18 protein-coding genes and 1 pseudogene are annotated in these 26,643 nt (G+C 75.1%); 5 read left to right on the top strand and 14 right to left on the bottom strand.

Going from position 1 to position 26,643, the window contains the following annotated elements; translation table 11 throughout:
* A pseudogene (locus ACQRUO_RS26195) lies at positions 1-509 on the top strand (ThiF family adenylyltransferase); the annotation flags it as partial.
* Between the two features lie 213 nt (positions 510-722).
* The gene (locus ACQRUO_RS26190) at positions 723-2,054 is read left to right on the top strand and encodes an ABC1 kinase family protein (protein WP_428318522.1); all 1,332 of its coding nucleotides are present in this window, start codon (positions 723-725) and stop codon (positions 2,052-2,054) included.
* Positions 2,055-2,219: 165 nt separating this feature from the next.
* On the opposite strand, the gene ACQRUO_RS26185 is transcribed toward ACQRUO_RS26190, so the two are convergent.
* From ACQRUO_RS26185 to ACQRUO_RS26170, 4 genes are all read right to left on the bottom strand, one after another.
* On the bottom strand, positions 2,220-2,450 hold the full coding sequence (locus tag ACQRUO_RS26185; RefSeq protein WP_428318524.1) for a hypothetical protein: 231 nt from the start codon (positions 2,448-2,450) through the stop codon (positions 2,220-2,222).
* Between the two features lie 143 nt (positions 2,451-2,593).
* Positions 2,594-2,953 carry a WhiB family transcriptional regulator gene (locus ACQRUO_RS26180; protein ID WP_428318523.1) on the bottom strand — a complete coding sequence of 120 codons (360 nt, stop codon included), beginning with the start codon at positions 2,951-2,953 and terminating at the stop codon, positions 2,594-2,596.
* A 177-nt stretch (positions 2,954-3,130) separates the two neighbouring features.
* On the bottom strand, positions 3,131-3,589 hold the full coding sequence (locus ACQRUO_RS26175; RefSeq protein WP_428318521.1) for a hypothetical protein: 459 nt from the start codon (positions 3,587-3,589) through the stop codon (positions 3,131-3,133).
* 210 nt (positions 3,590-3,799) lie between these two features.
* Complete coding sequence (locus tag ACQRUO_RS26170) at positions 3,800-6,139, bottom strand: ATP-dependent DNA helicase UvrD2 (RefSeq protein WP_428318520.1); 2,340 nt, start codon at positions 6,137-6,139, stop codon at positions 3,800-3,802.
* A 269-nt stretch (positions 6,140-6,408) separates the two neighbouring features.
* Here ACQRUO_RS26170 and ACQRUO_RS26165 point away from each other — a divergent pair, with 269 nt between their 5' ends.
* Positions 6,409-6,663: a mycoredoxin gene (locus ACQRUO_RS26165; protein WP_428318519.1), complete on the top strand. Its 255-nt coding sequence runs from the start codon at positions 6,409-6,411 to the stop codon at positions 6,661-6,663.
* Positions 6,664-6,696: 33 nt separating this feature from the next.
* Here the strand turns inward: ACQRUO_RS26165 and ACQRUO_RS26160 are convergent, their stop codons facing one another.
* From ACQRUO_RS26160 to ACQRUO_RS26135, 6 genes are all read right to left on the bottom strand, one after another.
* The gene (locus tag ACQRUO_RS26160) at positions 6,697-7,677 is read right to left on the bottom strand and encodes a GntR family transcriptional regulator (protein WP_428318518.1); all 981 of its coding nucleotides are present in this window, start codon (positions 7,675-7,677) and stop codon (positions 6,697-6,699) included.
* A gap of 208 nt (positions 7,678-7,885) precedes the next feature.
* Positions 7,886-8,827 (bottom strand): NAD(+) diphosphatase, encoded by a 942-nt coding sequence (gene nudC / locus ACQRUO_RS26155; protein ID WP_428318517.1) that lies wholly within the window; start codon positions 8,825-8,827, stop codon positions 7,886-7,888.
* A gap of 31 nt (positions 8,828-8,858) precedes the next feature.
* Positions 8,859-10,271 (bottom strand): dipeptidase, encoded by a 1,413-nt coding sequence (locus ACQRUO_RS26150; protein WP_428318516.1) that lies wholly within the window; start codon positions 10,269-10,271, stop codon positions 8,859-8,861.
* Positions 10,272-10,365: 94 nt separating this feature from the next.
* Positions 10,366-13,176, bottom strand: coding sequence for an FtsX-like permease family protein (locus tag ACQRUO_RS26145; RefSeq protein ID WP_428318515.1), 2,811 nt, complete (start codon positions 13,174-13,176; stop codon positions 10,366-10,368).
* Complete coding sequence (locus tag ACQRUO_RS26140; RefSeq protein WP_428318514.1) at positions 13,176-13,970, bottom strand: ABC transporter ATP-binding protein; 795 nt, start codon at positions 13,968-13,970, stop codon at positions 13,176-13,178. Before ACQRUO_RS26140 ends, ACQRUO_RS26145 begins: the two co-directional genes overlap by 1 nt.
* Complete coding sequence (locus ACQRUO_RS26135; RefSeq protein WP_428318513.1) at positions 13,967-14,578, bottom strand: PadR family transcriptional regulator; 612 nt, start codon at positions 14,576-14,578, stop codon at positions 13,967-13,969. The genes ACQRUO_RS26140 and ACQRUO_RS26135 overlap by 4 nt, the downstream gene beginning before the upstream one ends.
* Before the next feature lie 93 nt (positions 14,579-14,671).
* Between ACQRUO_RS26135 and ACQRUO_RS26130 the strand changes: the two genes are divergently transcribed.
* Positions 14,672-15,667 (top strand): endonuclease/exonuclease/phosphatase family protein, encoded by a 996-nt coding sequence (locus ACQRUO_RS26130; protein WP_428318512.1) that lies wholly within the window; start codon positions 14,672-14,674, stop codon positions 15,665-15,667.
* A 54-nt stretch (positions 15,668-15,721) separates the two neighbouring features.
* Here the strand turns inward: ACQRUO_RS26130 and ACQRUO_RS26125 are convergent, their stop codons facing one another.
* The 4 genes from ACQRUO_RS26125 to ACQRUO_RS26110 form a co-directional block, all read right to left on the bottom strand.
* Entirely contained in the window at positions 15,722-16,804 is a 1,083-nt protein-coding gene (locus tag ACQRUO_RS26125) for a PP2C family protein-serine/threonine phosphatase (RefSeq protein ID WP_428318511.1), read from the bottom strand.
* 327 nt (positions 16,805-17,131) lie between these two features.
* Complete coding sequence (locus tag ACQRUO_RS26120; RefSeq protein ID WP_428318510.1) at positions 17,132-20,377, bottom strand: ATP-dependent DNA helicase; 3,246 nt, start codon at positions 20,375-20,377, stop codon at positions 17,132-17,134.
* A 154-nt stretch (positions 20,378-20,531) separates the two neighbouring features.
* Positions 20,532-23,945, bottom strand: a complete 3,414-nt coding sequence (locus ACQRUO_RS26115; RefSeq protein ID WP_428318509.1) for an ATP-dependent helicase — start codon at positions 23,943-23,945, stop codon at positions 20,532-20,534.
* A gap of 192 nt (positions 23,946-24,137) precedes the next feature.
* Positions 24,138-24,509 carry an MGMT family protein gene (locus ACQRUO_RS26110; RefSeq protein ID WP_428318508.1) on the bottom strand — a complete coding sequence of 124 codons (372 nt, stop codon included), beginning with the start codon at positions 24,507-24,509 and terminating at the stop codon, positions 24,138-24,140.
* A gap of 124 nt (positions 24,510-24,633) precedes the next feature.
* On the opposite strand from ACQRUO_RS26110, the gene ACQRUO_RS26105 reads away from it, so the two are divergent.
* A partial coding sequence (locus tag ACQRUO_RS26105; protein ID WP_428318507.1) for a TIGR00374 family protein occupies positions 24,634-26,643 on the top strand: 2,010 nt, incomplete at its 3' end.

The following is a 26,643-nucleotide window of genomic DNA, read 5'->3' as shown; positions in this document are numbered from 1 at the left end:
CGGGGGCCGCGCCGCCCCGGGCCTCCCCGCCCGCCCCGCCCGGCGCGGCTCCCCCGGGTCGGGCGGCGGACCTGGTGGTGCTGGCGCCCCGGGACGGCACCGGTGCCTACGCCGCCGATGCCGTCGAGGCGCAGGCGCTGATGCAGTCCGGCACGGCCCACCTCTACCTCGGGGTGGTCGAGCACCTGGGGGTGGTGGGTCCGCTGGTGCTGCCCGGCGCCTCGGCCTGCGGCCGCTGCCTGGGCCTGACCCGGACCGACCGGGACGCGGCCTGGCCCCGGCTGCTCGCCCAGATCGCGGCCGGCGGGTCCGCCCGGCCCCGCGAGCCGGCGTGCGACGGCGCGGTGGCCGCCGCCGTGGCCGGCCTCGCCGGACTGCACACGCTGCTGCTGCTGGACGGGGTGCGGCCGCCCAGCGTGGACGGCTGGTGCGAGGTCTCCGCCGAGGACGGCATGGTGCGCCGGCTGCGGCTCTCCCCGCACACCGACTGCGGCTGCTTCTGGCGCTGACCCCGCTGCGACTCCACCTCGAGCGGTCCCCGACACCTTCCGGATACGGTCTCGAGCCAACGGGTGCGCCTCAGCACCCGGAACTCCGACCGAGCCACGGCCCGGGCCCGGGCCGGGTCCTGAAAGCGAGCGGGCACAATGGCCTAGTGACCGCCGTCCCCCGGCCGCCGCAGCCGCGGTGGTCACCGGCACACGTTCGATTGGGAGGCCCCGGTGAGCGATCTTCCGCGCAAGGCTGTGACCCGCACGGCGCGGCTCGCCGCCCTGCCGCTCGGAATAGCGGGGCGCGCCACGCTCGGCCTGGGCAAGCGGATCGGCGGCCGGTCCGCCGAGGTGGTCACCGCCGAGCTCCAGCAGGCCACCGCGGACCAGCTGTTCAAGGTCCTCGGTGAACTCAAGGGCGGCGCCATGAAGTTCGGGCAGGTGCTGTCGGTCTTCGAGGCGGCGCTGCCGGAGGAGGTGGCCGGCCCCTACCGGGCCGCCCTGACGAAGCTTCAGGACGCCGCGCCGCCCATGCCGGCCGCCTCGGTGCACGCGGCGCTCTCCCAGCGGCTCGGCCGGGACTGGCGGGCCAACTTCCGCAGCTTCGACGACCGGCCGGCCGCCGCGGCCTCGATCGGTCAGGTGCACCGGGCCGTCTGGCAGGACGGGCGAGCGGTCGCGGTGAAGGTCCAGTACCCGGGCGCGGGCGACGCCCTGCTCTCCGACCTCGCCCAACTCAGCCGGGTCGCCTGGCTGCTCGGCCCGCTGATCCCCGGCCTGGACATCAAGCCGCTGATCGCCGAGCTGCGCAACCGGGTCGCCGAGGAGCTGGACTACGGCCTGGAGGCCGAGGCCCAGCGGGTGCACGCCGAGGTGTTCGCCGACGATCCGGACATCCGGGTGCCGGGCGTGGTGGCCCAGGCCGACCAGGTCCTGGTGACCGAGTGGATGGACGGCACCCCGCTGGCCGAGGTGATCACCGGTGGTGCCAAGGGCGAGCGCGACCGGGCCGGCCACCTGCTGGCCAGGTTCCTCTTCGCCGGCCCGGCCCGCACCGGCCTGCTGCACGCCGACCCGCACCCGGGCAACTTCCGGCTGCTGAAGGACGACGGTCCGGTGGGCGGCTGGCGGCTCGGAGTGATGGACTTTGGCACGGTGGACCGGTTGCCCGGCGGGCTGCCCCGCCCGATCGGGGACTCGCTGCGGATGGCGCTGGCCGGGGACGCGGTCGGGGTGCTGGAGATGCTGCGGGCCGAGGGCTTCGTGAAACCGACCATCGAGCTCGACCCGGACGCGGTGCTGGACTACCTGCGCCCGATCATCGAGCCCGCCGCGGTGGACGACTTCCACTTCACCCGGGCCTGGATGCGGGCGCAGGCCGCGCGGATCGCCGATCCCCGCTCCCCCGCCTACAACCTGGGCAAGCAGCTCAACCTGCCGCCGGACTACCTGCTGATCCACCGAGTCACGCTCAGCACCATCGGCGTGCTCTGCCAGCTCGGCGCCCAGGCCCCGTTCCGCAGCGAGATGCTCACCTGGCTCCCCGGCTTCGCGCAGGAGTGACCGGCCCCGCCGATCGGTGACCGGGGACGGCGGTGCCCCGGCACCCGCCGATCGGGTGCCGGGGCACGGTTGCCGTCCGGGTCCAACACTGTGGTGCGGGTCCAACACTGTGGTCCTACGCCAGGCGGTCCCCCGGCCGGCCGCGGCCGGGGGGATCGCCGACGGTCAGAGGACCACCGCGGCGAGGGCCTTGCGGGCCCGCAGCGAGGCGCGCTCCGCCTTGCGGCGCAGGCGCACGGCGCGGGCCAGGCGTTGGTCCTCCGCCTCCTGGAGGCGTGCTTGCATATGGGTTCGGGCCAGGTTTTCGTGCATGAGATGCATTTCCAGGGTCCTGTTCTGGATCAGAAGTTCGGTGGTCTGCTCGGCGCGGGCCTTGGGCCCTGCGGTGATCGCCATGTCGTGGTCCTGCTCGTAGTGCGTCGGGTAGGGAGTCTCTGCTGCCGCTGCATCAGCCTGGGCAAGGGCGATGCGAACGGAGTGGCGCAGTGCGCCGTCCGCCGGGGGGCATTCCCGGTGGACCGCTGCTCGATGGGCCGGGTTCACGCCATGACCTCGGTCTTGCGCGGGCGACCACGCGGCCGCTTCCGGGCCACCACGACACCCTGGACGAACAGCTCGCCGCCCCAGACGCCCCACGGCTCGCGGCGCTCGAGCGCGCCGGCCAGGCAGGCCGCCTTCACCGGGCACGTGCCGCAGAGGGACTTCGCGTACTCGACGTCAGCCGGGGTCTCGGCGAAGAAGACCTCGGGGTCGAAGGAGCGGCACGGGATGGGGGCGCCAAGAGTCTCGGCGTCGTCGAGCGCGGTGATCTGCATGAGGGAACCTTCCGGAGGAGGGAACTGGGCGGGCGGGGCCTGGGTCGGCGTTGTCGGCGGTACGGACGTGAGGGGCGGCGTGATGACCGTGGACACTGATGCGTCTTCCTCGTCTGAGTTGTGGTTCCGGTCCAGCGGGCTGGTGGGCTGGGCCGGAGGCCCCGAGGGGCCTGGTGGTCTGTCGTACCGGACAAAACAAGAGGGCCGCGGATCCCGGTGTTCGGGTTCCGCGGCCCTGGAGGGTGCCGACCTGAGGGTGCCTCAGGTTCGTTCTCTCCAGGGTTCAGGCCCGCGGAAGGCCCGGTTCCGGATGGCTTCGGCGCCGATAAAGGCGGCCTCGGCCAGGTCGATCTGCTGCTCGTCCTGCTTCTGGGCGGCTCCGGCACCGATGACCTGCAGATAGGCGCCATGCTTGGCTGCCGCATCCACCGCCTTCGGTGCCTCGGTCGGTCGGCCGTCGCGCATCACGCGAGGGGAGCCGGCGACAACGGAGGCCCAGCCGAGGGACAGACCGGTCTCGACACCGCTGCCCGTGCAACCGCTGCCCAGGACACTGGTGCGCAGGGCACCGGTGACACCGGTCACGTCGACACGAGTGGCGTCGAGGCCCAGACCGCCGCCGACACCCGAGAGCGAGACTCCGCCCATGGCGGAAAGACGCGAGCAAGCGGAAACAGCGATCTGGCCAGTCAGTTTGGTGTTCATCTTCTTGGTCTCCACTGTCTTCGCCTCCTCTCGGCGTCTCGCGGTGCCCAGTCCCCCGGGCTCCGGTTTTCGGATGTTCGGTCGGTCTTGCTGCCCTGCGGCGAAGCAGGGGTCAAGCGATTGTGCGCAGGGGAAAGCCGGTCCGGGTCAGCCCCCGATCGGCTCCGCGGTCTCGTCCCCTTGACCGCTCCGGCAGGCTATTGCGCTTCGTGTGCAGCGCGCAAACTATTTTTCCGGCGAGTTCCGGGACTCTTCCCGGAGCTCCTCGAACGGCTCCCCCGACAGCTCCTGCCGAGCCTGCTCCGCGTCGTCCGCGGCGAGGTCGCCAGCGGCTTCACCCGAGAGGTCGTCCGCTTCGGCGGCCTGGTCCTCATCGGGGTCTTCCCCCGCACACAACGACAGCACGGCAGCCCCGTACTTGTCCAGTTTCATGGCGCCGACGCCGGAGATCAGGCTGAGCTCCCCGGTGCTGGTGGGGGCGTCCTCGGCGATCGCCATCAGGGTCGCGTCGGTGAAGACCACGTAGGCCGGGACGCCCTGCTCCTTGGCCCGCCGCGAGCGCCACTCGCGCAGCCGCTCGTACAGGCCCTCGTCCATCGCGGAGGGGCAGCCCTCGCAGCGGCGCAGCTTGCGCTCCACCGCCTCGGTCAGGGTGCGGCCGCAGACCCGGCACTTGACCGGGCCGCGCGGCGCCCGCCGACCGGCCGACCGCTCCACCCCGCCCTCCGCCGAGCCGCGCCCGCGGGAGGTGCGCTGCCCCGCCGCCGACCCGGGCCGCAGCCCGTCCAGGAAGCGGCTGGGCTTGCGACTGGCCCGCCCGCCCGGCGAGCGGGACAGCGCCCAGGAGAGCGAGAGGTGCGCCCGGGCCCGGGTCACCCCGACGTAGAGCAGCCGGCGCTCCTCCTCCAACTGTTCGTCGGTCTTGGCGTAGATGATCGGCAGCGTGCCCTCGGTCAGGCCGACCAGGAAGACGGCGTCCCACTCCAGGCCCTTGGCCGCGTGCAGCGAGGCCAGGGTGACCCCCTCGACCGCCGGCGCGTGCTGGGCGGCGGCCCGGGCGTCCAGCTCGGCGACGTAGGCGGACAGGTCGGCCGGCTCGCCGGCCCCCCGCCGGGCGGTCTCGAACTCCTCGGCGAGCCGGACCAGGGCGGCCAGCGACTCCCACCGCTCGCGCACCGCGCCGGAGCCGGCCGGCGGGGTGGCGGTGAAGCCCCGGGAGGCCAGCACGGCCCGCACCTGGGCCGCCAGGTCGGGCGCGCCCGCGGTCAGCGGGTCGTCCCCGGACCGGGCGGCCCCGCGCAGCAGCAGCCCCGCCTCGCGCACCTCGGGCCGCTCGAAGAACCGCTCGGCCCCCTTGAGCTGGTAGGCCAGCCCGAGGTCGGCCAGCGCCTGCTCGTAGACCTCGGACTGGCTGTTGGTGCGGAACAGCACCGCGATCTCGCTGGCCCGCACCCCCTGGTCCATCAGCTCCTTGATCCGGTACGCGGTGCTCTCGGCCTCGGTCGGCTCGTCGGCGTACTCCACGAAGACCGGTTCGGGGCCGGCCGGGCGCTGCGAGACCAGCTCCAGCCGGTGCCGGGCCGCCGCCCCGCGGGCCTGCGCCAGCAGCCCGTTGGCCAGCTGCACCACCTGCGGGGTGGAGCGGTAGTCGCGGACCAGCTTCACCACGGTGGCGTCGGGGTGCTTGACCCGGAAGTTCAACAGGTAGTCGGGGGTGGCCCCGGTGAAGGAGTAGATGGTCTGGCTGGCGTCGCCGACCACGCACAGGCTGGCGCCCGCACCGCCGCCGGTCCACTGGTCGAGCAGCCGCTGCTGGAGCGGCGAGACGTCCTGGTACTCGTCGACGGTGAAGTGGCGGTACTGGGCCCGGACCCGGTCGGCGATCTCCGGGCGGTCCTCCAGGATGGCCGCGGTGAGCAGCAGCACGTCCTCGAAGTCGATCACGTTGCGGTCGCGCTTGGTCTGCTCGTAGGTCGCGTAGACCCGGGCGATCTCGGCGGCGTCCCGCGGCGCGTCGCGGCCGGCCTTGGCCACCGCGACCGGGTAGTCGTCCGGCACGATCTGGGTGACCTTGGCCCACTCGATCTCGCCGGTGAGGTCGCGCAGCTCGGTGCGCTGCACCCGCAGCCCGCTGCGCGCGGCCGCCTCGGCGACCAGCTGGACCTTGCGCTCCAGCAGCCGGGGCACCTCGCCGCCGACCGCCCGCGGCCAGAAGTACTGGAGCTGGCGCAGCGCGGCCGCGTGGAAGGTGCGGGCCTGCACCCCGTCGGCACCGAGCTGGCGCAGCCGGCCGCGCATCTCGCCGGCCGCCCGCGCGGTGAAGGTGACCGCCAGCACCTGCTGCGGCTGGAAGACGCCGCTGCGCACCCCGTAGGCGATCCGGTGGGTGATCGCCCGGGTCTTGCCGGTGCCCGCGCCGGCCAGCACGCAGACCGGCCCGTGCAGCGCGGTGGCGACCGCTCGTTGCTCGGGATCGAGCCCGGCCAGCACGGCGTCCGCATCGGCCGGCCGGCCGCCGTAACCACCGGGGGTGTCGATCAACAGCTCTTCCTGCATGGGCTCCATCCTCTCAGCCCGCCGGGCCACCCGGCCCGGTTCGGACATCCTGGCAGGAATCGCCGACAATCCACCGCGGGTTGTCCACAGCCCTGGTATGACGATCGGACCAGACCCCGGAGGCACCGGACCTCGAAGGCTCCGGGCCCCTCGAGCGCCCACCCCGGTCACCGACCTGACAAGGCCTGCCCCGGGATCCCGCCCGGCCCGCCGGAATGGCGGTGGCATCGCATACGTTGTGCTCCGCGAGACCGTCCCTCGACGAAGGAGCCCTTTCGATGTCCGGCAGCGTGACGATGTACAGCACCACCTGGTGCGGCTACTGCAACCGCCTCAAGAGCCAGCTCGACCGCGAGGGCATCGGCTACCAGGAGATCAACATCGAGCAGGACGCCGCGGCCGCGACCTTCGTCGAGCAGGCCAACGACGGCAACCAGACCGTCCCGACGGTCGTGGTGGTCGGTGCCAGCGGCGAGCGCAAGGTGATGACCAACCCGAGCCTGCGCCAGGTCCAGTCCGCGCTCGCGGCCTGACCCGGCCCACCGCCTGACGGGCCGTCCGGCCCGTCAGGACCGGTTCGACTCGGCGGCCCACGGCTCGGCCCGCGGCTCGGTCCGCAGCTCGGCCCCCGTCCCCGCCTGCGGCCACGGACGCGCGGCCAGCTCGCCGAGCCCGTAGACCAGCCGGCAGCGGTCGGCCGAGTAGCGGGTCTCGATCACCCGCACCGGACCGCGCCGGTCGTAGGTGACCCGGGTCTGCACCAGCAGCGGGACCCCCGGGCCGCCCTGGAACCACTGCGCCTCCTCGGGTCCGGGCATCCGGGCCACCAGCTGGTCCACCGCCCCGACCTCGACCCGGCCCAGCGCCGCCAGCACCGCCTCGTCGCCGCCCGGCACCGGATCGGGCTCCATCAGCGCGGTGCCGGCCGCCACCCCGGCCCGGTAGTGGCTCTCCTCGATCGAGTAGGGCTCGCGGTCCATCAACCGCAGCTGCCGGCGGACCACCACCGCCTCCCCGGGCCGCAGCCCGAGCCGCTCGGCCACGTCCACCCTGGCCCGCACGATCAGCATCTCGAACTCGGCGGTCAGCGCCCGCCCCGCCGCGTCCGCCTCGGCCGCGTAGACCGCACTGGGGGCCGCCAGGCCGTCCCGCTGGGCGGGCAGCAGCAGCGTCACCGGGGCGACCGGCGGCCCTGCGGCACCGGACGGCTCCGCGGCACCGAACGGCTCCGCGGCGCCGGGCGGCTCCGCGGCGCCGGGCGGTTCGGCCGCCCAGGCGAGCGGCGGGCCGTAGGCGCGGTGGTCCAGCACCGGGTGCTCGCGCAGGAAGGTGCCCTTGCCCTGGAGCCGGACCAGCCGCCCCTCGTTGACCAGGACGTCGACCGCGAGGCGGACGGTGTTCCGGGCCACCCCGTACTGCTGCTCCAGTTCGGACTCCACGGGCAGCGCGGTGTCCCCGCGCCACTCGCCGGCCGCGATCCGCCGGCGCAGGTCGGCGGCCAGTCGCTGGTACTTGGGGGACGGAACGCTTCCACTGGAGATGGTCACGCTGGAAATGTAGCGATTCCGCCCTGAGCCGCCCGGCTAAACCGACCATAATTGGCCATGATTGCCCGCCGGACAATTGATCCCCGGACCTGCTCCACCGCGCTGAGCTGCGGGTTTTCCCGATCATCCGGGCCGTGACAACGGTCGGCAGCCAAACGCGGCAGAGGGGGGCGTGGATTAATTCCTGCACGCCCCCCGAGTATTTCCGCTACCAGCGCAGCGAGGTCGGCATCGGCTCGCCGTACCAGCGCTCGATCAGGTGCCGGGCGATCGAGATCCCGGTCGGCGGCACGATCTCACCGGACTCCCAACCGGCCCGCAGGTCGGCCCGGGAGAACCAGCGCGCCTCGGCCAGTTCCTCGCCGTCCACCGTGATCTGCGCCCCACCGGGCGCCACCTTGCCCATGAACCCCAACATCAGACTGGCCGGGAACGGCCACGGCTGGCTGGCCACGTACTCGACCTCGCCGACCCGCACCCCGGCCTCCTCGAGCACCTCGCGGGCCACCGCCTGCTCGATCGACTCGCCCGGCTCGACGAACCCGGCCAGCGTGGACCAGCGGCCCTCCGGCCAGAGCGCCTGCCGGCCCAGCAGGCAGCGGTCCTGCTCGTCGGTGATCAGCATGATCACCGCCGGGTCGGTGCGCGGGTAGTGCTCGGCCGCGCAGGAGGTGCAGCGCCGCAGGTGGCCGGCGCCGGCCTTCTCGGTCGGGTGCCCGCAACGGGAGCAGAAGCTGTGCAGCCGGTGCCAGTGCTCCAGCGCCACCGCGTGCACCAGCAGGCCGGCGTCGCGGTCCGACAGGGTCCCGCCGACCTCCCGCAGCCCGGCCGGGCGGGCGTCGCCGTCCAGCCGGCCGGGCAGCGTCTCGCCGGCCAGCGCGAAGTAGGAGACGCCGTCCTCGTCGGTGCCCAGGAAGTAGCGGTCGCCGGTCTGCGGCGCCTCGAAGGAGGGCAGCAGGACCAGCTCGGTGCCGGTGTCCGTGTCCACCACGAAGGCCTCGCCGCCGGCGATCGGCAGCACCTTGGTGGTCGGGTGGCTCCAGGCGGCCGCCAGCCAGGGCTCGTCCAGCCGGTGCTGGGCGGCCCGGTCCACTCCGGCCCGGGCCAGCGGCAGTCCGACCGGCCGTTCGGTGTCAGGCATGGTGCTCATAGCGTCGATCCGTCCCCGATCACAGATGTCGTCAGTGGTCCCCGGCCGCCGGCCGGTAGTTCTCGGCCAGGTCGCCCCACAGGTGGGCGCTGGCCTCCACACCCTTGCGCAGCAGGTCCAGCTCGACCTTCTCGTTCACCGAGTGCCAGCCGTCCGAGGGCACCGAGATCCCGAGGAAGAGCACCGGCGCGCCGAGCACGTCCTGCAGGTCCGCGGCCGGGCCGGAACCGCCCTCCCGGGTGAACAGCACCTGCTGCCCGAACGCCCGCTCCATCGCCCGGACGGTGGACTGCAGCGCCGGGTGGTCCAGCGGGGTCAGGCACGGGCGGGTGGCGGACCGGAAGGCGATCTCGTGCCGGACGCCGGCCGGCAGCTGCCCGGCCACCCAGTCGGCGATCGCCCGCTCGACCCGCTCCGGGTCCTGCCCGGCCACCAGCCGGAAGGAGATCTTCAGGTGCGCCTCGGCCGGCACGATGGTCTTGCTGCCCGGGCCGGTGTAGCCGCCCCAGATCCCGTTCACCTCGGCGGTCGGCCGGGCCCAGATCCGCTCCAGGGTGGAGTAGCCGGCCTCGCCCTGGGTGCCGTGCGACTTGGCGGTCCGCAGCCAGCCGGCCTCGTCGAACGGCAGCTTGGCGAAGAGCTCGCGCTCCCGCTCGGTCAGCTCGATCACGCCGTCGTAGAAGCCCGGCACCGCGACCCTGCGGTCGGCGTCGTGCAGCGCGGCGGCCAGCTCGGCCGCGGTGGTCGCCGGGTTGGGCACCGCCCCGCCGAACGAGCCGGAGTGGATGTCGTTGTCCGGGCCGTACAGGTCGATCTGGCAGTCGGCCTTGCCGCGCATCCCGGTGCAGACGGTCGGGGTGGTCTCGCTCCACATCCCGGTGTCCGAGACGAAGACCAGGTCGGCGGCCAGCCGCTCGGCCTCGCGGCGCAGCAGGGCGCCGAAGTTCGGCGAGCCGGACTCCTCCTCGCCCTCGACCAGCAGCTTGAGGTTGACCGCCGGGGCGGTGCGCCCGGTGGCCGCCAGGTGGGCGCGCAGGCCCAGGGTGTGGAAGAAGACCTGGCCCTTGTCGTCCGCCGCACCGCGGGCGTACAGCCGGTTGCCGACCACGGTCGGCTCGAACGGATCGGTGTCCCAGCCGTCCGCCCGGGCGGCCGGCTGCACGTCGTGGTGGCCGTAGAGCAGCACCGTGGGCGCATCCGCCTCGCCGGACGGCCACTCGGCGAAGACCGCCGGCAGCCCGTCCGTCTCCCACACCTCGGCCACCGGGAAGCCGGTCTCGCGCAGTTTTGCCACCAGCCACTCGGCCGAGCGGCGCACGTCGCCGGCCCGCTCCGGGTCGGCGCCCACCGAGGGGATGCGCAGCCAGTCGGTGAGGTCGGCCAGGAAGTCGGCCTCGTGCCGGTCGATGAAGGAGCGGACGACGCTGTCCGGGGTTTTCGTCATACGGACGACTTTAGTTCGCCGCGGCAACCCGGCGCCGCCGCGGTCCGGGGGGCGGACCGCGGCGGCGGCTGTTACGTCCGTCACGCGGACCGGGTCAGCCGGTGTGCCGCACCAGGTTCAGCCGGGACCGGGTGAGCACCGCGGCCAGCAGCATCGCCAGCAGCGGCAGGCCGACCAGGGTCAGCCCCAGCTCCGTCCACGGCACCGCGATCACCGGGTGGCCGCCCCCGAGCACCCCGCTCGCCTGGACCCGGCGCAGCGCCACCGCCGGCACCGCGCCGCAGACCGTGCCGAGCACCGCCCCCATCGCGGCGATCACCGCGCACTGGAAGCCGGAGAGCGAGCGCCGGATCCGCGGCGCCGCCCCGACCGCGGCCAGCGTGCTCAGGTCCCGCTGCGAGTCCGCGGCGGACAGACCGGTGGCGATGCCCGCGGCGCCCAGCGCCACCAACGCGGCCATGCCGGAGAGCGCCAGCACCATGGCCGACCGCTGCGACTGGTAGCCGCGCTCGACGTACAGGGTCCGGCTGTCCCCGCCGGCCGCGATGAGCGCGGCGGCGGCCCGCTGCTGGGTGGCCGAGTCGGGCGCGGTGGCGGGCAGCCAGACCGAGCCGGCGTCCACGGTGGTCAGCCCGAGCGCGGCGACGGCCTTCGGGCCGAGGAACAGCCCGCCGCCGGGAGCCTGCGCCGGGGCCAGCACCGCGTCGACGGTGACCTCGTGGCTGGGCGAGGCCTTGCTCGGGTCCTGGCCCTGCCGGTAGGGCTCCTGGAGTCGGATCGAGGCCTTGCCGTCCTGCAGCATCCGCGGGTCGAAGACCACCGCCTCGCCGTCGGCCACCGCCTGTTCGACGGCGCTGTCGTGCACGTCGAAGAGGTTGTGCAGGGTCGTGGTGTCACCCACCACGACCGAGCCGAACCGGCCCGGGACGACCTCGTTGCGGCACCGCGGGTCGGCGGCGTAGCGGCCGTAGTCGACACCGGTGTGGTACTGGCCGTCGTCCAGCGGGCAGCGGGCGGCCGGTGCCGCGAGCGCCTCGACCTCGCCGCAGGTCGCCGCCTTGCAGCCGGCCGGGTAGCTGACCGAGCCCACGTCGGCCCGCACGCCGAGGTCCGGCGCCGACCGCTGCACGGCCGCCCGCTGGGCGGCGGCGGAGGCGGGGTCGGGGGTGGTCCGGTTCAGCGAGAACGAGACCGAGTGGGGCGGCGCCTCGGGCTGGTAGGCCTGCCGGCCCTGTTCGTCGCTGCTGGCGATGTAGATGCCGACCGCGACCGAACCGGCCACCGCAGCCATCACCGCCGCCACCGCCGGGGCGGTGCGACTGCGGTGGCGCACCGAGTCGCGCAGCGCCAGCCGGGGCCCGAGCGGCAGCAGGCGGCCAAGCCGCCCGAACAGGCCGACCAGCACCGGGGTGCAGGCGACCATGCCGAGCTCGGCGACCATCGAACCGCCGAGCACCGCCCAGCTGCGGCTGCCCAGCCCGCTGGTCGCGCCGAACAGTGCCAGCGCCGCCCCGCCGGCCACCATCGCCAGGCCGAGCACGGTGAGCCGCTTCGACGGCGGCCTGGTGCTGTCCCGCCCGGTGAGTGCGGCCACCACGTCCTGCCGGGCCGCCTGCACGGCCGGGACCAGCGCCGCGAGCAGCCCGGTGCCCAGGCCCACCGCGGCGATGCCGAGCAGGTCGAGCGGCAGCACCCGCAGCGTCCCGAACCGCTGGCCGGCCAACTGCTCGGTGGGCGACTTGGTGAGCACCACCAGCAGCACCGCGAGCAGCATCCCGACCACCGTGCCGACCAGGCCCAGCACCGCGCCGCCGGCCAGCACCACCGTGCGCACCTGCGCCCGGTCGCCACCGGCCGCGGCCAGCAGCCCCAGCTGCCGCCGGGAGCGCCGGGCGCCGACGGCGAAGGCGGGGCCGGCCAGCAGCACCACCTCCAGCAGCGCCATGCCGACCACGGTGACCAGCACCACCACGACCTCGCGGTCGAAGTAGCCCTGCTGCGAGGCGCCGTCCTGCTCGGCGTAGTACGGCACCGCGGAGCGGGCCGGCGGGTGCAGCACCACGCTGCGCGAGGTGGCGGCGAAGCCGTAGCGGTTCAGCTCCTGGACCTTGCCCCAGTCGACCGTCGCGCCGGCCGGCAGCCGGACCAGCCAGCCGTTCGCGCCCGGCCCGCCGGCGGCCGCACCGTTCGTGCCCGATCCGTCACCGGCCGCGCCGCTCGCGCCGGCCAGGGCGGCGAGCGCACCGGGCGGGGCGATCAGCTCCGAGCGCTTCAGCTCGTCGGGGTACTCCACCACCGCGGTGATGGTGAAGGGTGCGTCACCGAGGTCGCGGAGCTTCGTGGTGCTGCCGATGCGCAGCCCCGAGTCGTCCAGGAAGGCCTGGGTGGCCGCGAGCTCGTGGTCCTGGCGCGGGGCCCGACCGCGCAGCAGGTCGAGCCGGCCCTGCCAGAGCGGGTCGGCCAGGTCGGCCTCGGTGGCCGTGGTCTGCAGCTGGCCGGCCGTGCTGCTCGCCACCACCTCCTGGTCGTAGGCCAGCGGGGTGAGCACGCTGCCGGGCGGCAGCAGCTGGGCGGCCAGGGTGGCCGGGTCGGTGCTGCGGCTGCGCTGCTGCTCGGCGGTGGGCTGCGCGCCGCCGGGCTTGTCGTCCTCGCCGTCCTCGGCGAACGGTGCCTGCAGGACGGTGCCGCCGGGCATGTGCGAGCGCAGCAGCACGTCGGCCTGGCCGAGCGAGCGGTCGAGCCGCTCGGTGGTGGTCAGGCTGGTGCTGCGCCAGACCACGTCGGCCCCGGTCACCCCGAGGATCGGCAGCGCGATCATCGCCAGCACCAGCAGGCTGCGGCCCTTGGCCCGCAGCGCGTCGCGGCGGGCGATCCGCAGGGCCACCCGCCAACGTCCGGGGCGCATCAGGACACCGGCCCGTCGTACCCGGGGCCGGCCGCGCCGGCCAGCAGGCTCTCGGCCGGCTCGGTGCCGGTCTCGTCGACCAGTCGGCCGTCGCGCAGGAAGACCACCCGGTCCGCCCAGGCCGCGTGCCGGGCCTCGTGGGTGACCATCACGGCCGCCGCACCGGCGTCGCAGCGGGCCCGCAGCACCGCGAGCACCGCCTCACCGGTGGCGGTGTCCAGCGCGCCGGTGGGCTCGTCGGCCAGCACCAGGCGCCGGTCCCCGATCAGCGCCCGGGCGATCGCCACCCGCTGCTGCTGCCCGCCGGACATGTCGTCCGGGAAGCGGTCGGCCAGCTCCGCGATGCCCAGCTCGGCGAGCGCCGCCTGGGCCTCGCGGCGGGCGGAGCGGGCGGTGGTGCCGTCCAGCTCGCGCGGCAGCATGACGTTCTCCACCGCGGTGAGCGCCGGTATCAGGTTGTAGTCCTGGAAGACGTACCCGACCGAGCGGCGGCGCACCTCGGCCAGCTTGCGCCGGGAGAGGTCGCCCAGCGAGCGGCCCTCGACCAGCACCTTGCCCTCGCTCGGGGTGTCCAGGCCGCCGGCCAGGGTCAGCAGGGTCGACTTCCCGGAGCCGGAGGGCCCCATCACCGCGACGAACTCCCCCGGACGGACCGTCAGGTCCACCTCGCGCAGCGCGTGCACCTGGGCGGCGCCGTGGCCGTGGACCCGGCTCACCCGCTCCAGCCGGAGCACGGGTCGGGTCGGGTCGAAGGAGTCGGTCCGGTGGTCCGGACTGGGTGCGGTCGTGGTCATCGTTCCCCCAGTTCTTGTCGTTGTCCGGTGCGGCGCGAGGCGGGCGCACCGGGGGCGGTCGGGCGGGCGCGGTGGTTGGCCAGCCGGGTCTCGCAGTGGTCCAGCCAGCGGACCTCGGCCTCGGCCTGGAAGATCAGCTGGTCGAGGACCAGCAACCAGGCCAGGTCGGCGCTGCCGTCCCCGGTGCCGGCCGCCTCGGCCGCCATCGCCCGGGCCTTCAGCCGGGTGTAGTCCTGCAGCGCCCGCACGCTGTGCCGGCGCTGGTTCTGCACGACGGCGTGGACGTCCACCCCGGGCACGGTCACGGCCATCGCGAGCTTGATCGCCAGCTCGTCGCGCGGCGGGTTGGTGCGCGAGACCGGGCTGTCGAACCAGGACCGCAGCTCGGCCCGGCCCTGGTCGGTGACGGCGTAGAACTGGTGGCCCTCGTCGTCCTCGCCGTCCGGGGCGACCAGGCCGTCCCGTTCCAGGCGGCCGAGCGTGGTGTAGACCTGGCCGACGTTCAGTGGCCAGGTGGCACCGGTTCGGGCCTCGAACTCGGTGCGCAGTTGGTAGCCGTAGCGGGGCCCCTCGTCGAGCAGGGCGAGCAGACCGTGTCTGATGGACATACCGAGTATGTATACCCGGTATGCGGTCGCTTGTATACCCGGTATGCATCCCCCTCACGAGCCGTGCGCCTTCCTGGCGTACCGTCACCAGGTGTGAGCCCGCTTCGCATCGCGACCTTCAACCTGCTGCACGGCCAGCCGCTGGCCGCCGACGGCAGCCCGCTGCCCTACCCGCCCCTGGCCGCCGACCCGCTCGCCGCGGCGATCACCGCACTGGACGCCGACGTGCTGGCGCTCCAGGAGGTGGACCGGCACCAGCAGCGCTCCGGCCTGACCGACCAGAGCGCGGTGGCCGCCGCCGCGATGGACGCGGCCGACTGGCGGTTCGCCGCCGCGCTGCACGGGCGCCCGGCGCCGGTGGCGGGCTGGCTGCGCGACCCGGCGGTGCCCGGCCTGCGGGTCTACGGCCCCGAGCAGCTGGACCACGCCACCGACTCGCCCTCCTACGGCACCGCGCTGCTCACCCGGCTGCCGGTACGGCACTGGCGGGCCCGGCGGTTCGCGCCGGCCCCGTTCGGGCTGCCGCTGCGGGTGGCCGGGCGGCGCGGGCTGACCCCGGTGCCGGACGAGCCGCGGGCCGCGCTGGCGGCGGTGCTGGAGGGCGAGCGCGGCCCGTTCACCGTCGTCGCCACCCACCTGTCCTTCGTGCCCGGCTGGAACATGGCCCAGCTGGCCGGCATCCGGCGGTGGATCGCCGACCTGCCCCGGCCCTACCTGGTGCTCGGCGACTTCAACCTGGTCGGCCCGGTGCCGCGCACCGTGCTCGGCGGCGCCACCGCGCTGGACCGGGCGCCGGCCGTCCGGCGCCGGCCGCGACTGTCGGGCGAGCCCCGCCCGCTCGGCCGGGTCCGGGCCCGCGGGTCGCGCGGATCGCTCGGCGCCCGCAGCCGGCTCGCCCGTGAGGGGCACCCGCAGCTGCGCGGCTGGCACGACCTGGCCCGCACCCCCACCTACCCCTCGCACCGCCCGACGGTGCAGTTCGACCACGTCCTGGCGGTGGGCGTGCCGCGCACCGCGGTGGGCACGGTCGCCGCACCCCGGGTCGGGGTCTCCGACCACCGCCCGCTGCTGGTGGAGGTCGACCTCTGACCGGCCGACCCGCGGGCCGGCCGGTGGACCGGCTTCACGGGGGTCGGCCGGCCCTCAGTGGTGGGCCAGCCGCCCGCCCTGGTGCGGCACCTGCTGCGGGGGGCCGCCGAGCAACGGCTCGTACTGGAGCAGCAGCATCGCCGCGTCGTCGCCGAGCGGCCGGCCGACGTGCCGCACCACGTCCGCGTGCAGCCGGTGCAGCACCTCCACCGGCGCACCGGCCACCGCGCAGCCCGGCAGCCGCTCGGCCAGCGGGTAGAAGCGGCCGGCCCGGTCCCGGGCCTCGATCACCCCGTCGGTGAAGAGCAGCACCCGGTCGCCGGGGCGGAACGGCACCCGGTGCACCGGCGGCGCGACCTCCGCCGGGTCCAGCACGCCCAGCGGGGGAACCGTTTCGGCCAGTTCCAGCACCTGCACCGCACCGTCGGCCCGCAGCAGCAGCGGCGCCGGGTGGCCGCAGTTGACGATCTCCGCGGTGCCGTCCGGGGCCACCCCGATCAGCACCAGGGTGACGAACTCCTCCTCCACGCCGGGGTGCTCGTGCTCGTGCAGCGCCCGGTCCAGGCTGACCGCCAGCCAGCCGGCCACCCGGTCCAGCGCCGGCTCCTGGTGCGCGGCCTCGCGGAAGGCACCGAGCACCGCGGCGGCCGTCTCCACCGCGCCCAGCCCCTTGCCGCGCACGTCGCCCACCACCGCGCGCACCCCGTGCCGGGTGTTGACCACCTCGTACAGGTCGCCGCCGATCCGGGCGTGCGCGGCGGCGGCCGCGTAGTGCACCCCGGCCCGGACACTGCCCACCCGGTCCGGCACCGAGCGCAGCAGCACCCGGCGGGCGATCTCGGCCACCAGCTGGGCGTCGGCCAGCGCCTGCTCCTGGCGCACCCGCAGGGTGGCGCTGACCCAGCTGATCGCGGTGACCAGGGCGACCGCGAAGACGGTGGCGCTGTGCACCGACTCGCCGAGGACGTGGTTGTAGGCGGCCAGGCCGAAGGCCGCGACCTCGGCCAGCGCGCCGGTGAGGATCGGGTACCAGACCCGCCGGCTGACGATCGCCGCCAGCGCGGGAACCGCGGTGAGGGCCGGCTCGACGGTCACCTCGATGGTGCTGAAGTAGTCCAGGCAGATCACCAGGGCCATGCCGATGAAGGGCAGGGCCAGGGCGGTCCTGGGCCAGGTGCCGGTCGATCGGACGGTGGCCGGCCCCCGAGTCGGACCGGCGAACCGGTCTCTGATCCATCCGGTCGCGCTCAACTTCCCGGTGGCGCTCAACTTAGGTTCTCCAGCAGAAGGCGCCCGGTGCTCGGCTGAACACCTGCGGCGATGACTGAGGGTGAGGAAAGGGGGCCCGTCCGGTGGCCGAGCAGACGCGGGTGACCGGTAACCGACTCCACAATAGGCGCGAAACGTGCACGGCGCATCGGTTTCGCGCGACTCCGTGACGACTTGGATGCTCTCTGTGACCTATTAGTCACTCTTCCCGACCAGAAGCGTTTCCAACGCCTTCCGGCCGGGAAGTCCGGCGGGTCTTTCGATCCGGCCGCTGCGCACGTGGCAGAACGCGGCGGTGACCTGCTCCAGCGGCAGGCCGCGCTGCTCGGCCCAGGCCACCCGGTAGATCGCCAGCTGCAGCGGATCGGCCTCCTCCAGGTGACCGGTCTTCCAGTCCACCAACTCGTACCGGTAGCCGCCCGGTGACCCAGCGTCGCCGTCACGCTCCCGGTACACCGCGTCGATCCGGCCGCGCACCACCCGGCCCCCGAGCACCACCTGCACCGGCGCCTCGACCCGGTAGGGGCGGCGCTGCGCGTACGGGCCGCGCAGGAAGGCCTCCTTGAGCAGCTCCAGCTCGTGCTCGTCGGCGATCCCGTCCGCCGCGGCGTCCTCCAGGCCGGGCAGCGCCTGCGCGTCGAGCAGCGGCAGCGGGGCGTACTGGGCCTGGATCCAGCTGTGGAACCGGGTGCCGCGCCGGGCCGCGGTGGCCGGCGGGCGGGGCAGCGGGCGGGCCAGTTCCTGGGCCAGGCCGTCCGGGTCGGCGGCCAGCCGCATCAGCTGGGTGGCGGTGAGCGCCGGTGGCAGCGGCACGGCGCGCTCGGTGCGCCGGGACCGCTCCAGCTCGCCGAGCAGCGCGGTCAGGTCGCGGTCCCAGGACTCGACCTGGCGCTGCTCCTCGGGGGCCAGCGGCTCGGGCGCGGGCGCCGGGACCCCGGCCAGCCGCGCCCCGACCACCTGGGCCACCCGCCGCCGGGCCAGCAGGGCGGCCGGATCCAGCGGCAGCGGCCAGGGGGTCTCGCCGGCCGGCCGCAGCGCCGGGTTCTCCGCGTCGTCCAGCGGCGCCTCGGCCCACTCCTCGACCTCGCCGGCCCCGGGCTGCTCGGCGTGCGCCCGCAGCCTCTCCAGGTACTCGGAGGGGCCGCGCCGGGTGCTCTGCGAGGGGCCCCACCAGTGGCCGCTCGCCAGCAGCAGCGAGCGCGGCCGGGTCACCGCGACGTAGCCGAGCCGCAGCTCCTCGGTGCCGGTCTGCTCCTTCAGCGCCTCCTTGAAGGCGGTCATCCCCTTGGCGGTCCAGGCCGGCCCGGCGGGCAGGGTGGCCGCGTCGCCGCGCAGCGGGTACGGCAGCACCGGGCGGCGGCTGGTCCAGCGCTCCCGGCCGCGGCTGCTCGGGAAGGCCCCCTTGACCAGCCCGGGCAGCGCCACCACGTCCCACTCCAGGCCCTTGGACTTGTGCGCGGTGAGCACCTTCACGGTGTCCGCGCCGCCGGGCAGGCTGCCGTCCAGGCCGCGGTCCCACTCCTCGGCGGCCCGCAGGAAGCCCAGGAAGGCGGACAGGCCCGGGTCGCCGTCCAGGTCCGCGAAGCCGGCCGCGACGTCCAGGAAGGCCTGCAGGGTCTCCCGGCGGCGGGCCGCCAGGGCCAGCGGGGAGGCGGCCAGCTCGACGTCCAGGCCGGTGGCGGCGACCACCCGGTGCAGCACGTCCATCAGCGGCTCGGCCAGGGCCCGGCGCAGGTCGCGGATCTCCCGGGCCAGGTGGGCGAAGCGGGCCCGGGCCTCGGGCGAGAAGGGCAGCTCGTCCGGCTGCTCGCCGGCGGCCACGAAGGTCTCCAGCGCGTCGGAGAGCGAGACCACCTCGGTGGGGTCGGTCTGCGCCACGGCAGCCGCCAACGGGTCGGCGCCGTCGGCCGCGGCGGTGCGGACCAGGCCGGCCGCGCGGCGCCCGAGCAGCGCCAGGTCGCGCGGGCCGATCCGCCAGCGCGGGCCGATCAGCAGCCGGACCAGGGCGGCGTTCGCGGTCGGGTCCTGCAGCACCTCGCAGACCGCCACCAGGTCGGCCACCTCGGGCAGCTGGAGCAGCCCGCCCAGCCCCACCACCTCGACCGGCACCTCGCGGGCCACCAGCGCGGCGTGCAGGTCCGGGAAGGCGACGCCGCTGCGGCAGAGCACCGCGATCGAGCCGGGCGCGGTGCCGGTGCGCACCAGGTGGGCGATCGAGTCGCCCAGCCAGTCGACCTCCTCGGCGTGGGTGGGCAGCAGCGCCACCCGGACCAGGCCGTCCAGCTCGGCGCCCGGCGCCGGGCGCAGCGCCGCCACACCCTCGTGCCGGGCCCGCAGCGGGGCCGCCAGCTCGTTGGCGAAGGCCAGCAGCCGCCCGCCGCTGCGCCGGTTCTCGCTCAGCGCGTAGCGGTCGCCGGGGGTGCCGTCGGCCTTCGGGAAGTGGTGCGGGAAGTCGTCCAGGTTGGCCACCGAGGCGCCGCGCCAGCCGTAGATCGCCTGGCACGGGTCGCCGACCGCGGTCACCGGGTGGCCGCCGGGGTACGCCTCGGTGGCGCCGAACAGGCCGGCCAGCAGCAGCCGCTGGGCCACCGAGGTGTCCTGGTACTCGTCCAGCAGCACCACCCGGTACTGGTCGCGCAGCAGCCGGCCGACCTCCGGGCGCTGCTGGGCCAGCCCGGCCGAGGCGGCTATCTGGTCGCCGAAGTCCAACAGGCCGGCCGCCTGCTTGCGGCGGCGGTACTCCTCGACCAGGGTGAGCAGCTCCTGGCGGCCCCGGGCGGCCTCGGGGACGTCCCGCAGCTCCTGGTTGGTCAGCCTGGCGGTGGCGAGCTCGGCCAGCAGCCCGGTGTCGAAGGCCCGCAGTGCGGCCGGCTCGACCAGGTGCTCGGCCAGCTCGGCGTCGAGCGCGGTCAGCTCCCCGACCAGGGCCGAGAAGCGGTCCTTGAGGTGCGGGAAGGGGCCGCGCGCGGAGCGCAGCACCCGGGCGGCCAGCTGGAAGCGGGTGGCGTCGGCGAGCAGCCGGACGTCCGGCTCGATGCCGATCCGCAGGCCGTGCTCCTTGAGCAGCCGGCCGGCGAAGGCGTGGTAGGTGGAGATCTCCGGCTCGCCGCCCGGCTCGCTGTCGCCGGCACCCGCGCCGGGAGCGCCGGCCTCCTCGCCGTCCCGCAGGCCGGCCCGGGCCAGCGCGGTGCGCACCCGCTCGGCCAGCTCGGCGGCGGCCTTGTTGGTGAAGGTCAGGCCGAGCACCTGCTCCGGCCGCACCGCGCCGGAGCCGACCAGCCAGACCACCCGGGCGGCCATCACCGTGGTCTTGCCCGACCCGGCCCCGGCCACGATCACCGCGGGCGCCAGCGGCGCGCCGATCGCGCTCAGCTGCTCCCGGTTGAAGGGGATGCCGAGCAACTCCTTCAGCTGGTCGGGGTGGGTGAGCATGGCCTTCACGGTAGTCGGGGGCGGGGACAGTCGAGGAAAAGCGCAGGCCGGCCTGTGGACAACCACGGCCCAGTGAACGAAAACAGGGGTGTGGACAAAGACAGGGGTGTGGACAACCAGGGGCCTGTGGACAACCACGGACGACCCGCGCCGGCCGGGACGGCTAGTCGATCAGCTGCCGCCCGGCCCGCTGGGCCGAGCAGCTGCGCTGGAAGGCGCAGCTGCCGCAGCCGTCGCCGGTGGTCGGGACGAACCGCTCGGCCAGCACCCGGCCGGCCGCGTCGGCCAGCAGGTCCTCGATCCAGGGCTGGCCGCCCGGCGCGGGCTGCTGCTGGACCTTGGGTGACTCCGGCTGCTTCTTGTCCTCGAACCGCAGCTGCACCAGCTCGGCGCCGCCCGGCTCGGGCCGGGGGTTCACCAGGTCGTCCAGCGCGCCCTGGCGCACCGCCAGCTGGTAGACCGCCAGCTGCTTGTGCTCGGGCAGCGACCGGTCGCTCGGGTGCCGCTTGCCGGTCTTGAAGTCGACCACGTAGGCCCGGCCCGCCGCGTCCTGCTCGACCCGGTCCATCACCCCGCGGATCCGCACCGCGAGGTCGCCGACCGGCAGCGTCAGGTCGAAGCCGTGCTCGGTGGCCAGCGTGGTGCGCCCGCGCTCCAGCACGTGCCAGTGCAGGAAGCGCTCCAGTGCGGCCCGGGCCTGCGCCTTCTCCTGGGTCGACTTCCACGGGGCGTCGAAGGCGAGCGCGTCCCAGACCGTGTCGAGCCGCTCCAGCAGCACCGCGAGGTCGGCCGGGGTGCGTCCGGAACCCACCTCGTCGGCCAGTGCGTGCAGCACGTTGCCGAAGCCCTGGGCGCCGGAGGTGGCGGTCTGCGCGTTCACCTCCTTGGTCAGGAACCACTGCAGCGAGCAGGAGTCGAGTTGCTCCAGCCCGCTGCCGGAGAGCTGCACGGGCCGGTCCGGCTCGCGCAGCGGGACCGGGTTGCCGGTCGGCTCGACCAGCCCCCACCAGCGGTCGGGGTGGGCGGCGGGCACCAGCGGGACCCCGTCCTCGCCGCGCGCGCCGGCCAGCGTGGCCAGTCGCTCGGCGGCGGCCCGGCGCAGCTGCGGCGACCGGGTGGGGTCGACGGTGACCGCGCGCAGCTCGGCGACCAGCGCGGCGATCGACAGCGGGCGGCGCGGGCGGTGGGTGACGTCCTCGACGGTGACCTCGGGGGTGCGGCGCAGCACCTTGCCGGTCCTCGGGTCCAGGTCCTCGCGGTAGAGCTCGCGCAGGAACCGGGAGGGCTCCTCGCCGTCCTCGGCCGGCGCCTTGACCGCGGTGACGATCAGCCGCTCCTTGGCCCGGGTCGCCGCGACGTAGAAGAGCCGGCGCTCCTCGGCCAGCAGCGCGCCCGGGGTGAGCGGCTCGGCCAGGCCGTCGCGGCCGATCCGGTCGGCCTCCAGCAGCGAGCCGCGGCGGCGCAGGTCCGGCCAGAGGCCCTCCTGAACCCCGGCCACCACGACCAGGCGCCACTCCAGCCCCTTGGACCGGTGCGCGGTCATCAGCCGGACGGCCTCCGGGCGGGTGGTGCGCACCGTGAGGGTGTCGGCGGCGATGTCCTGGGCCTCCACCTCGGCCAGCAGGTCGAGGGCGCCGCGGTGTCCGGTGACCTGTTCCTCGGCCCGCGCGGCCGTCTCGAACAGGGCGCAGAGCGCGTCCAGGTCGCGGTCGGCGTTGCGGCCCACCGCGCCGCCGCGCAGCGCGGCCCGCTCCAGCCGCTCGCGCCAGCGCGGGCTGCCGTCCCACAGCTCCCAGAGCGCCTCCTCGGCGGTGCCGCCGCCGGCCAGCAGCTCGCGCACCTTGCGCAGCAGCAGGCCGAGCTCGCGGGCCCGCCGGGCCGGCGGCAGGTCCAGGGTGACCAGCTGCTCGGGGTGGGCCAGCGCCTCCCGGACCAGCTCGTCCGAGGGGCGCACCACAGCCGTCACGCGCCCCACAGCCGTCTCTTCACCCTCGGCCGTCTCCCCACGCTCAGCCGTCTCTTCACCCTCGGCCGTCACGGCGGTCCCGCGCAGCGCGGCCCGCTCCTCCTCCCGCAGCGCCCGCCCCAGCCGCCGCAGGTCCGAGCCGTCGAGCCCGCCGAGCGGGCCGGTCAGCAGGGTGTGCGCCAGCTCCACGGTCAGCGGGTCCGGCCCGGCCACGCCGGTGCCGGCCTCGTCACCGCCGTCGCCGTCGCCGTCGCCGTCGCCCACCGACCGCGGCCGCACCGCCCCCTCGGCGCAGACCCGCAGCGCGAGCAGCAGCGGCACCACGGCCGGCTCCTCGCGCAGCGGCAGGTCGTCGCCGTCGATCTCCAGCGGCACCCCGGCCGCGCTCAGCGCCCGCCGCACCCCCGGTATCGCCCGGGCGCCGGCCCGCACCAGCACCGCCATCTCGCCCCACGGCACCCCGTCCTCCAGGTGCGCCCGGCGCAGCAGGTCGGCGATGCTCTCCAGCTCCGCCCCGGGGGTCGGGTAGGTGTACACCGCCACGCTGCCGGCCCCGCCGGGCCGCCCCGGCTGCAGCGCCCGGTGCTGGGCCAGCTTCTCGGCCGGCAGCCGTCCCATCGGCATCCGGCTCAGCAGCTGGCGCGAGGCCGCCAGCAGGTTCGGGGCCGAGCGGCGGGAGACCCGCAGCACCCGGACCTCGGCCGGCCGCCCGTCCCGCTGCGGGAACTGGCGCGGGAAGTCGAGGATGCCGTTCAGGTCGGCGCCGCGGAAGGCGTAGATCGACTGGTCCGGGTCGCCCACCGCGACCAGGTCCCGGCCGCCCCCGGCCAGCTGCCGCAGCAGCCGCACCTGGGCCGGGTCGGTGTCCTGGTACTCGTCGACGAAGACCACGTCGTAGCGGTCCGCGAGGTCGGCCTCGCCGCGTTCGGCCAGCAGCACCGCGCGGTGCACCAGCTCGGCGTAGTCCAGCACCCCGCGCAGGTCCAGCACGTCCAGGTACTCGGCCAGGAAGTGCGCGGCCGCCGCCCAGTCCGGCCGCTGCACGCCCTCGGCGAACCGGGCCAGCGCCGCCTCGTCCAGGCCCAGCTCGCGGCTGCGGGCCAGCACCGCGCGGACCTCGTCGGCGAAGCCGCGGGTGGTCAGGCAGGCCCGCAGGTCCAGCGGCCAGCGGATCCGGGACCGGCCGGCCGCCGCGTCCTCGGCGCCGCCGGCCAGCAGCTCGCGGACCATCACGTCCTGCTCCGGGCCGGAGAGCAGCCGCAGCGGCTCGGCCTGCCGCTCGGGCTCCTGGTGGGCCCGCAGCAGCGCGTGGCAGAAGGAGTGGAAGGTGGTGGCCTGCGGCGCCGCGGCCAGCCGCACCGCCATCCGGTCGCGCAGCTCCATCGCCGCCTTGCGGCTGAAGGTGAGCACCAGGATCCGCTCCGGGTCGGTGCCCCGCTCCACCCGGCGGGCCACCGCCTCCACCAGGGTGGTGGTCTTGCCGGTGCCGGGCCCGGCGAGCACCAGCAACGGGCCGCCCGGGTGCTCGGCCACCGCGCGCTGGTACTCGTCCAGCACGGGTGGTGCGGGCGTCGCGAGCGGGCTGCGCACCAGACGGTAGGGGGAGGCCACGGGAGTCCTGCGGGTCGGCGGTGGGCGGTGATCCCGGGAACCGCTCGGGAAACACCCGGGGGGAACCGGGGGTCGTCCGGGAGGATTCGGGAGTCTTAGAGCCTACGAGATCCACCGGCGCGCGCGGGAACGGGTGCGCCCGCGAGGGGTCCGCCGGGGCGTTCCGCGAGGCAGGATTTCTGTGTGCCGGCGCTAACGACCATCCCAGCGCGCCTGCCGCAGATCCAGGCGCGGCAGGTCCGCCGCGCGCTGCCCGCGCAGCGGGGTGCCCTCCTGCCGGTAGGCGGCCAGCGCCCGCTGCTCGTGCCCGGGCAGCAGTGCGCCGTCCGCCCGGACCACCCGCCACCAGGCGACCGTGCCGCCGTAGAGCGTCATCACCCGGCCGACCTGGCGCGGCCCGCCCTGTCCGAGGTACTCGGCGACGTCCCCGTAGGTCATCACCCGCCCCGACGGGATACGGTCGACCAGATCGAGCACCAGCTCGGCGAACGGGGGCAGCTCGACGGCGGGTCGAGGGGCCGCAGCGGCCGTGCGCTTGTCCGTCACTCGGGCATTCTTGCCCATCCGGGGCAGGCACGGTGCACCTGCGGGGTATTCGCCGCGCCCGGCCCGGCCCCTGTCCGGCGGCCGGTCGCCCGGCATGCCACCATCTTCGGGGCGGTGAGTGGTGATACGAGGACAAGACCAGATGACCGGGACGGTTGACGTGGACGTGGACGAGGGCGCCGGCGAACCCGCCGCCACGCTCCCCCCCGTTGAGGAGCCCGCCGCGGAGTCCGCCGCCGAGCCCAAGGTCTCGCTGGTGAAGCAGACGCCGTCCGAGCGGCGCCCGGTTCCGCTGCCCGCGCCCGCCGCCACCCCGGCCGGCGCGGCCCCGACCGGCGCGACCCCGACCGCTGCCGGCCGGGCCGGCGCCGACGAGGACGACGACGAGGACGGCGAGCGCCTGGCCGTCGACGAGCCGCTGCTCGCCGCCCGCGCGCACCGACCCGGCGACCTGATCCGCTTCCTGGCCGGCCTGCTCGGCATCGGGGCGCTCTTCGTCATCGCCAGCATCGCCAAGTCGACCACCAGCGGCATCGAGACCGACATCCACGCCAACGTGAAGAACGTGGCGCCCTGGCTGACCACCGTGCTCGGCCTGGTCTCCACCGTCGCGGTGCTGGCGGTGCCGCTGGCCTTCGCGGTCGAACGGCTGATCAAACGCGACGGCCTGCGGGTCGCCGACGGCGTGCTCGCCTCGGTGCTGGCCTACGGGGTCACCCTCGCGGTGGACTGGTACGTGGCCGAGGGGGCCTCGCAGACCATCCGCAGCGCGCTGACCCGACTACCGGAGAACGGCGGCCCGATCACCGAACCGGTGCACGGCTACCTGGCCCCGGTGATCGCCTACATGACCGCGGTCGGCATGACCAGCCGACCACGCTGGCGGCTGGCGCTCTGGTCGGTCGTGGTGCTCAGCGGCGCCACCGAGCTGATCAGCAGCGACACCACGCCGCTCTCCCTGCTGCTCACCGTGCTGATCGGCTGGTCGGTGGCGTGCGGCACGCTCTACGCGATCGGCTCGCCCAACATCCGGCCGACCGGGCAGAGCCTGATGCTCGGCCTGCGCCGGCTCGGCTTCGCCCCGCAGAACGCGCACCGCGCCCAGGACGCCCCCGGTGGCACCCGCCGCTACTTCGTCCACCAACAGGGTGCCCCGGCGCTGGACGTGCACATCATCGACCGCGAGCAGCAGGCCTCCGGCTTCTTCTACCGGATCTGGCGCCGGGCCCGGCTGCGCTCGGTGGCGGTGCGGCGCAGCCCGCAGTCGCTGCGCCAGGCGCTGGAGCAGGAGGCGCTGATCGCCTACGCCGCCGCCGCGGCCGGCGCGCACGCCCCGCAGCTGGTGGCCACCTCCGAGCTCGGCCCGGACGCGGCGATCCTGGTCTACGAGAAGGTGGAGGGCCGCACCCTCGACGAACTGCCGGGGGCGGAGATCACCGACGAGGTGATGGCCTCCTTCTGGGAGTCGGTCGGCGCGCTGCACCAGCGCCGGATCGCGCACCGCCGGCTGACCGGCGAGTCGCTGCTGGTGGTGGACGAGAAGGTGGGCAGCCTGGTCAACCTCTCCGGCGGCGACATCGCGGCCGGCGACCTGACCCTGCGGATCGACGTCGCCCAGTTGCTCACCACCTTCGCGCTGCGGATCGGCCCCGAGCGCGCGGTCGCCTGCGCGAACCGGGTGCTGGGCGCGGACCGGGTGGCGGCCGCGCTGCCGTTGCTGCAGCCGGTCGGGATGAGCCGGCAGACCCGCGCCGACCTGGCCAAGCTGACCAAGGAGCGCAAGGCGGCCGCCCAGGCGCTGGCGCTGGAGCAGGTGGCGGCCGGCGAGAAGACCCAGGAGGAGGCCGAGGACGACATCGCGGCGGCCGGCGAGGACCTGCTCAGCCGGCTCCGCGGCCAGATCCTGCAGATCGCCCCGGAGGCCCAGCTCGCCCCGGCCAAGCTGGAGCGGCTCAAGCCGAAGAGCCTGATCACGGTGATCGCGCTGGCCTTCGCCGCCTACCTGGCGGTGACCACCATCCAGCCGGGCCAGCTGAAGCTCTCGCACATGAACTGGGGCTGGGCGGCGGTCGCACTGGCCGCCGCCGAGGACAACCCAACGGACACGGAGAGGAGAACAAACAGCCTCTCTTTAGGGCAAAGACCGCTCCCT

The organism is Kitasatospora sp. LaBMicrA B282, from assembly GCF_050325825.1.
In the GTDB taxonomy this organism is placed as follows: domain Bacteria; phylum Actinomycetota; class Actinomycetes; order Streptomycetales; family Streptomycetaceae; genus Kitasatospora.
This window is presented reverse-complemented; position numbering and strand designations above follow the sequence as displayed.

What these genes read in the sequence shown, in the direction of transcription:
- ACQRUO_RS26185 (WP_428318524.1), bottom strand. Translation starts at nt 2,450, where the DNA reads ATGGCGATCACCGCAGGGCCCAAGGCCCGCGCCGAGCAGACCACCGAA.
- ACQRUO_RS26170 (WP_428318520.1), bottom strand. Translation starts at nt 6,139, where the DNA reads ATGGAGCCCATGCAGGAAGAGCTGTTGATCGACACCCCCGGTGGTTAC.
- ACQRUO_RS26165 (WP_428318519.1), top strand. Translation starts at nt 6,409, where the DNA reads ATGTCCGGCAGCGTGACGATGTACAGCACCACCTGGTGCGGCTACTGC.
- nudC (WP_428318517.1), bottom strand. Translation starts at nt 8,827, where the DNA reads ATGAGCACCATGCCTGACACCGAACGGCCGGTCGGACTGCCGCTGGCC.
- ACQRUO_RS26150 (WP_428318516.1), bottom strand. Translation starts at nt 10,271, where the DNA reads ATGACGAAAACCCCGGACAGCGTCGTCCGCTCCTTCATCGACCGGCAC.
- ACQRUO_RS26145 (WP_428318515.1), bottom strand. Translation starts at nt 13,176, where the DNA reads ATGCGCCCCGGACGTTGGCGGGTGGCCCTGCGGATCGCCCGCCGCGAC.
- ACQRUO_RS26140 (WP_428318514.1), bottom strand. Translation starts at nt 13,970, where the DNA reads ATGACCACGACCGCACCCAGTCCGGACCACCGGACCGACTCCTTCGAC.
- ACQRUO_RS26135 (WP_428318513.1), bottom strand. Translation starts at nt 14,578, where the DNA reads ATGTCCATCAGACACGGTCTGCTCGCCCTGCTCGACGAGGGGCCCCGC.
- ACQRUO_RS26125 (WP_428318511.1), bottom strand. Translation starts at nt 16,804, where the DNA reads ATGGCCCTGGTGATCTGCCTGGACTACTTCAGCACCATCGAGGTGACC.
- ACQRUO_RS26110 (WP_428318508.1), bottom strand. Translation starts at nt 24,509, where the DNA reads ATGGGCAAGAATGCCCGAGTGACGGACAAGCGCACGGCCGCTGCGGCC.